The 7,440-nt window shown below is 60.7% G+C and carries 6 protein-coding genes; 5 read left to right on the top strand and 1 reads right to left on the bottom strand.

Going from position 1 to position 7,440, the window contains the following annotated elements:
• Nucleotides 1-629 precede the first annotated feature (629 nt).
• A complete protein-coding gene (locus EXY20_RS07085; protein ID WP_135549098.1) occupies nucleotides 630-908 on the bottom strand; it encodes a hypothetical protein in 279 nt (92 codons plus the stop codon).
• 243 nt (nucleotides 909-1,151) lie between these two features.
• On the opposite strand from EXY20_RS07085, the gene EXY20_RS07080 reads away from it, so the two are divergent.
• From EXY20_RS07080 to EXY20_RS07060, 5 genes are read left to right on the top strand one after another with little or no spacing between them, the layout of a single operon-like run.
• Entirely contained in the window at nucleotides 1,152-2,519 is a 1,368-nt protein-coding gene (locus EXY20_RS07080; RefSeq protein ID WP_135549096.1) for a YheC/YheD family endospore coat-associated protein, read from the top strand.
• 1 nt (nucleotide 2,520) lies between these two features.
• Nucleotides 2,521-3,708, top strand: a complete 1,188-nt coding sequence (locus EXY20_RS07075; RefSeq protein WP_135549094.1) for a YheC/YheD family endospore coat-associated protein — start codon at nucleotides 2,521-2,523, stop codon at nucleotides 3,706-3,708.
• The gene (locus EXY20_RS07070; RefSeq protein WP_135549092.1) at nucleotides 3,705-5,072 is read left to right on the top strand and encodes a YheC/YheD family endospore coat-associated protein; all 1,368 of its coding nucleotides are present in this window, start codon (nucleotides 3,705-3,707) and stop codon (nucleotides 5,070-5,072) included. The genes EXY20_RS07075 and EXY20_RS07070 overlap by 4 nt, the downstream gene beginning before the upstream one ends.
• Nucleotide 5,073: 1 nt before the next feature.
• A complete protein-coding gene (locus tag EXY20_RS07065; protein ID WP_135549090.1) occupies nucleotides 5,074-6,198 on the top strand; it encodes a YheC/YheD family endospore coat-associated protein in 1,125 nt (374 codons plus the stop codon).
• A 5-nt stretch (nucleotides 6,199-6,203) separates the two neighbouring features.
• Complete coding sequence (locus EXY20_RS07060; protein WP_135549088.1) at nucleotides 6,204-7,385, top strand: YheC/YheD family endospore coat-associated protein; 1,182 nt, start codon at nucleotides 6,204-6,206, stop codon at nucleotides 7,383-7,385.
• Nucleotides 7,386-7,440 lie beyond the last annotated feature (55 nt).

Here is a 7,440-nt window from a genome sequence, read left to right as displayed (position 1 = left end):
AGCGTGCCGTTGAGCATTCAGGCGAAGTACGCAATGGCGTACCTTCTGTTCCCGCATGCCCGAACGCGCCACCGACGGCCCAGCGTCCTACCATTCCACCGCTGTATCTGACATTAAAATCGATGAAATCCTGCGAATGGCTGAGCATTCGTGAGAAATACCCTTAAATACGAGGGACGGAATCTACAGCCCTTATTTGTCTCCTGGAGCCACTTTTATCGAAGTTAACGGAACTGACAGCCGCTATCGGATGAAAAAACATCCCATGAGACGAAACATGCGAAAATAAGAGCGCTGTGTTCCGTCCCTCAAAAATAAGGTCGCAATCTCCTAAATAAGAGCGGTGAGTTCCGTCGAGCATCTAGCCATGGAAACCAGCTCGTGAGAAGATCGAACGTCCACAATTAAGGTCACAAACTTTACAGGCTGCAAAAAAAATCTCCCCTTAAAGAGGGAGACCTAAGCAGTAACCTTCTTTTGGCCTATTTCTTAATGAGGTTCGATGTAGCAGTGACGCAAATGGTAGCTCGAAATAACATGGAACGTTGCCGATTGAGCCGCCGCCCCGGAGTGTCGGTCAACCAGCATGTTGAGCGGCAATCGCTTAACCTGCCGACAACCTCTCCCCCCTACTTGCGCGTGCCATACGCCCGCGTGCGCCGCTGCCAGTCGCGCTCCCGCTGCCAGCTCCGCATCCGCTTCACCTGCCGCAGCCGCTCCTTCGTCCGCTCGCCGACGCCCAGCGCCGTATGCAGATGCGCCGAAACGATCACCAGCGCCAAACAAATCCAAACAACGGCAAAAACGGACCCTGCGGTAAGCCCCTCGCCCGCATGAAGCCGCGGCACCGCGTAAGCAAGCATCCCCAAAGACAAGCCGAGCATAGCGGCATTTTTCAATACATTCATCGTCATCTCTCCTTCCCCCGACTCGGTCGGTTAAGACAAGTTTATTCGCGCCGGCAGGAGCGTATGACGAATTTCGGCTTGCCGGGCGCGTCCTTCGCCCTCGCAACCGCCGGGCCAAGATATCCGCCGAAGACCCGATCCGGACACCGGGAACGCCTGCAAGTTGGGCATCTGTCAAGCACCAAGGGATATATGTCCTCATATGATGAACTGTTCAGCCGCTGCACGGAAAGGAGATTGCGGATGGCAACAGTTAAAGTGCCGATTCATGTTCACCACGGCAGCATGCATTGGGACGATCATGTGATCATGCTCGGTGAATCGCTCCTCAAACGTTGGAAAATTCCCGCCAATCAACCCATAGCGCTGCAGTTCGGTTCCTTTCGCTTCGAAGTAAAAGTCGTTCCCGTCGCCAATCTGAATGCGTTGCGTCTCCAGCAGTCACTGGCCGAGCGGCTCGGCATTCATCACGGCATCACGCTCGCCGCCGTTTACCGGCCGAGCTCGCGATTGCTTCGGCTCGGGCCGGTCATTTCCGTGCTGGTCAGCCGGATCAACGCCGCACCGGATCGCCCGTTCGGAACTATGACCCCGTTTTGCCGGGAATTGACCGACGCTTGCAGCAAGCTGGGAGCGTTTGTTTACTTTTTTTCGCCGGGCCAAATGGTTTCTCCGGCCCAATCGGTAGAAGGCTGGTGCTACGCCGGACGCTGGGTGAAGCGCAAAATGCCCGTCGGCGACATCATCTACAACCGGTTGACGACAAGGAAGCTGGAGAACAAGTCCGGCGTGCAGCGATTTTTTCAGGAAGCCAAATCGCGCTACGGCTCGGTGTTGTTCAACGAGAAGTATTTGAACAAAACGGAAGTGTTCGCGGCGCTCGAACAGGACGCGGCGCTGCGCGGCTATTTGCCGGAATCGCATCTGTTCAAAAATTACGCCATGCTCAAATCGATGTGCGCCCGGCATGGCATCGTGTTCCTGAAGCCGATCACCGGCAGTCTCGGCAAAGGCATCATCCGTATTTCCCGGCAGTCGGGCGCATCGTACGTCTGTCACGCTACCCACCTGAACGGCGTGCGCCGCTCCTCCTTTGACAGCCTGTCCGCCTTGTTCGCCAGCATTGCCGGCAAGATGCGCTCGGCCCGCTATCAGATCCAGCAGGGCCTGAGGCTCATCGAAGTAAACGGCAGGCCGGTCGACTTTCGCGCGCTCGTGCAAAAAAGCGGCGAAGGCGAATGGACGATTACGTCGATGATGGCGCGCATTGCCGGCAGCAACACGTTCGTCTCCAATCTGGCGCGCGGCGGCACGATTTGCACCGCCGCCGAAGCCGTTTCCCGCTCCAACGTAAGCTCGCAGCAGCGCGCTTCCGTCGTGCCGCGCCTGCGCAAGGCCGCGCTGACGATCGCGGCCGGCGTCGAAGCGCAAATCCAGGGCCACTTCGCCGAGCTCGGCATCGACCTTGCCGTCGACGAAAGCGGGAAAGTATGGCTGCTGGAGGTCAATTCGAAGCCGTCCAAAGATCACAACACGCCTACCGAGGACAACAAACTTCGTCCATCCGTCCGAATGATCGTGAAGTACGCGCACTATTTGGCGAAATTTTGAGGTGAGCCTATTGCCGCTCGACGATTACGGAACCCGCTCCGTCGGCATCATGACCTGCGACCGCGACTTGGCGCAAGGCCCCAAGCAAGCGTGGTTCGCAACGCTTGCGGCCTGCGGCGGCGAACTGGGCCTGCTCGTGTACTTCTTCGCTCCGGCAGGCGTCGCGCCGGACGGCCGTTCGGTCCGCGGCTTCGCCGCCGCGCCCGGCAAGCCGGGAGCGTGGCGGCAAGGCGATTTCCCGCCGCCGCGCGTCATCTACGACCGCTCCTTCTGCCGGAGCGGCGAAGAACGCCGGCGCCAGCGGGAGGCGCTCGCGCTCTTGTCGGAGCGCGGCGCCGTTCCGCTCAGCCGCGGCGTCGGCGGCAAGCTCGCGATGCGCCGCGCGCTCGCCGCCGACCCTGCGCTGGCGCCGTACGTGCCGCCAGCCGCCCCGCTGGAAAGCGCCCGACCGCTGCTGCGCCTGCTTGAGGAACGCGGAAGCGCGTTCCTCAAGCCCGATGCGGGCATGCAAGGCTGCGGCGCGCTGCGCGTCGCGGCCTCCGGCGGCTCCTGGCGCGCCGAAGGCCGCGATGCGGGCAACCGCCCGTTCCGCCTCATCTTTCACGACTTTCCCGCGCTGTGGCGCTGGCTCCGGCGCTTCACCGCCGGACGGCGCTACGTGCTGCAGCCGTATTTGCCGCTCGCGCTGCCCGGCATCGGCGCCTTCGACGTCCGCGCGCTCGTGCAGAAGGACGGCGGCGGCCGCTGGCGGCTCGTCGGAGAAGCCGTGCGCATCGGCGCGGCGGGCAGCGTAACCGCCAATGTGCACGGCGGCGGAACGGCCGCTCCGCTGCGAGAATTTCTGCGCGGGGCTTTCGGCGACGACCGGGCCGAACGCATCGTCAGGCGGCTGCGCGGGCTGGCGCAGCGCATTCCGCCGGCGCTGGAAGCGAGCTGCGGCCGGCTCGCCGAGCTCGGCCTCGACTTCGGCGTCGAGGAATCGGGCCGCCTCTGGATCGTGGAGGCGAATCCGAAGCCGGGCCGCACCGTGCTGCGAATGCTGGGCGACGAAGCCGCCTACGCCGCCGCAACAACGAACCCGATGCGGTATGCGAATCATTTGCTCCGTCTCAAGCTACCGAAGCCAGTTTTGCACTTGCCAATCGTGCCCGGTTCGCGGGCGCAAAACGTTCAGGAGGTTACCTCATGAGTTCGACCATATGCACGGTTGCGGTTTCGCAGCAGGAAGGTCGCGCGGTGACGATGACGCGCGCGCTCAGCAAGGCGCTGCAGCTGTCCGGCGGAAGAACGATTCTGCTCCGGATCGGCTCGAAATCCGTAAACGTGCCGCTGAAGCTCGTTAACCGCGCCGGCTTGATCTGTACGATGAGCGCTCCCGTCGCCGCTTCGCTTCGTTTGCCCTGGAGAGGCAAATGCATGATTCGCAACGTCGGCAACCGCGAGCTGCAAATCGGCCCGCTGATCGGCATTTTGACCAATACGCTTCCGGGTTCGGCCAATCCGTTCGGCTCCCGCAGCGGCTTTGTCCGCGAATTTATGCACACCTGCCACGGCAAAGCGTTTTACATCGGCTTTTCGCCCGGTCAGGTGGACTGGGAGGAAGAAGTGGTGGTCGGTTATGTTCCGGGGGAAGGCGGGCGCTGGGTTCGCAAAACGACGCCGCTGCCCGATGTCGTCTACAACCGGCTGACGAGCCGCACGGCGGAAAAATCGATGTCGATGGACCAGTTCAAAAACCGCTTCGTCCGTCGCAAAATTCCGTTTTTCAACTGGAGCTTTTTTGACAAGTGGGATGTGTACCGGCTTCTACAAGGCGAAGAAATCAATCGGCACGTTCCCGACTCGATCAACAGTCCGAAGACGGAAGACATCCAGCGCATGCTGGAAAAGCACCGGTTCGTCTACTTGAAGCCAACCGCCGGCAGCCTCGGCATCGGCATTTACCGGCTGACGTACAACCCCGGACGCGGCTATTTTGCCCGCTTCCACCGAGGCGGAACGAATATGCTGCTTCGTTTCCCCCGCTTCGAGGGGCTCGTTTCCCTGCTGCAGCGCCATAATGTAAGGCTGGTCAATTACGTCGTGCAGCAGGGGATCCGGCTGATTGAAATCGACAATTGTCCGATCGATTTCCGGTTCCATATGATGAAGAACGGCAACAACCAGTGGGTGCCGGTCGGCATTGGCGCCAAAAAGGCGGGGCGCGGCTCCGTCACGACGCATGTGCGGACGGGAGGTCAGTTGATGACGCCGGAATACGTGCTCGGGCGCGCCTTCGGCGGCAAAGCCGACCAATTGCTGCAAAACGCCAAAGACGTGTCCGTGAAACTTGCGGAAGCGATCGAAAAAAACTATCCCCATTCGCTCGTCGAGCTCGGCTTCGATCTCGGGATCGACCAGAACGAGCGCGTCTGGATGTTCGAAGCGAACGCGAAGCCGGGCCGCTCGATCTTCAAGCACCCGTCGCTGAAGGCGCAGGGCAAGGCTACCTTTACCCATTTGCTCGACCACATCTTATACGTCAGCCGGTTCCGCGCAAGGAGGGACAGTTAGGATGAACCAATCGCTCCACGACGACGACGAACGCACGAACCTCGCCATCCTGACGATGCACGACGAGCATCGCCCATTCCGCGGCAACCACTTCAATTTCATCGATCTGATCAAAAAAGGGCGGGAACTGGGCGCGTTCGTCTACGTGCTGACGGCGAAAGATATCAAGCGGCGAGCACACAAATGGAACGGGTACGTATACAACGCCGAAACGAAATCGTGGACGCGGCAGCTACTGCCGTTGCCCCACGTCATGTACAATCGCATCCCGACGCGCAAGGACGAAATGCTGCCGGAGGTGCAGCGAAAAATTCGCTTCTGCCTGAAGCAGGATAGCGTGCGGGTGTTCAATCCGGCGTTCTTCAACAAATGGACGCTGTTCGAATGGCTTAACAAGTCGAAAGCGACCAAAAAATTCATTCCCGCCACCAAGCGGCTAACGTCCCCGGACGATCTGGAATCGTTCCTCGCACTGCATCACGACATTTATTTGAAGCCCGTGCGCGGGAAAGCGGGAAAAGGGATCATGAAGGTGCAGGCGCTGCCCGGCCAGCGGCTGCCGTACCGGCTGTCGATCCAGAATGCGCGCAAAAGCCATCATTCCCATCACGGGACGATCGCCCGGTTGTGGAGCACGTTCAAACAGCAGATCGACGGCGAAGACTATTTGATGCAGCAGGCGATTGCGCTGACCAGCTACAACAAACGGCCGTTCGATCTGCGCGTGCTGGTGCAAAAAAACCAATATGGCGAATGGACGATCAGCGGCATCGGGGCGCGGGTCGCCGGACGCTCCAGCATTACGACGCACGTGCCGCGCGGGGGCAGCATCGACGAGCCCGAGAAGCTGCTGTCGCTCGCTTACGGACAGGAAGCGGCGAAGCTGACGCTGCAGCGCGTGCATCAGGCCGCCCATATGATCGCTCGCCAAATCGAGCGGGCATCGGGGCAAACGCTCGGCGAAATGTCGATGGACCTTGGCATTGACAACGCGCGGCGCATCTGGTTTTTCGAAGCGAATTCCCGTCCGATGAAATTTGACGAACCCGATATCCGCAAGCGCTCGCTGGAGCGCATCATCCAGTTCAGCCAATACCTTGCCCGAACGAAAACGCGAAGCAGGTGAAGCGCATGCCCCATCCATTGCTCGGCGTGATGGCGCTTTATTTGAATGGGAATTTGCTGGAGGAAAAAGATTATTTTCGCCGCTTGAGCGAGCAAGGCAACCGGCTCGGGCTGGATGTGATGGTGTTTACGCCGGAAGACGTGAGCCAGGACGGCCGGCACATACGCGCGCATCTTTATGACGGCAAGGAGAACCGCTGGATTCGCCGGCACATGCCGTTTCCGGCGCTTGTCTACGACCGCTGCCGCTTCCAGCGGACGCCGCGCTTTGCGCAGCTGCGGCAATTTCGCGCCAAGTACCCGCAGTTGACCTATTTGAACCGGCCGATCGCCCACAAGTGGGGGGTGTATCAGACGCTGGCCGGCGACGATGCGGTGAAGCCGCATTTGCCGCGTACGGAAAAATACCGCAGCGAAGCGGACTTGCTCCGCTACTTGAAAGAGTTCCCGCTCGTTTATTTGAAGCCGGAGGACGGCACGGGCGGACGCGGCATTATCCGCATCCGGCGTTTGGAGGACGGCCTCTTCGTGCTGCAGGGACGCGACCGCAGCCGCCGGATCGTCGGACCGCATAAGCTGAAGCAGGAACAGATCGCCGCGCGGCTGCGCAGCTGGGAGATGAAAGACCGCTACTTGATTCAGCAGGGCATCTCGATCGCGCTCAAAGACGGCCGCGTGCACGATTACCGGCTGCTGATCCAGAAGAACGGCAAGGGCGAATGGCAAGTGACCGGCTGCGCAGGCCGGGTCGGACCGGCGGGCAGCATTACCTCCAACCTTCATGGCGGGGGGGCTGCGGTGCCGATGCGCAGACTGATGCGGCAGCGCTTCGGCTCGGAAACGAAAATTGCCGATATCGAATCGACGCTCGGCAAACTGAGCCATAATGTCGCCCGCCGGCTCGAACAGCATTACGGCCAGTTGTGCGAGCTTGCGCTCGATATCGCCATCGATCCGCAAGGCGGGGTGTGGCTGCTGGAAGTGAACCCGAAACCCGCGCGCGAGGTGTTTCGGCGGATCGGCGAGTCGGAAACGTACCGCACCGCCATCTCGCGGCCGCTCGAATATGCGCTTTGGCTGCATCGCGGCAAGTTCGGCGGCGCGAAGAGCGGCAGAAGATCGAGGCGCCAGGCGGTGCCGATCATTGCCGGCATTGCCAAGCCGAAGCCGGGCAGCGGCGAAAAATGAATCAGCCAGCGACGGGCCGCTCCAAACGCGGCTTCTTGTCGCTGGCTGATTCGAT

The sequence above is a fragment of the Paenibacillus cymbidii genome (assembly GCF_004764705.1).
In the GTDB taxonomy this organism is placed as follows: Bacteria; Bacillota; Bacilli; order Paenibacillales; family NBRC-103111; genus Paenibacillus_AN; species Paenibacillus_AN cymbidii.
This window is presented reverse-complemented; position numbering and strand designations above follow the sequence as displayed.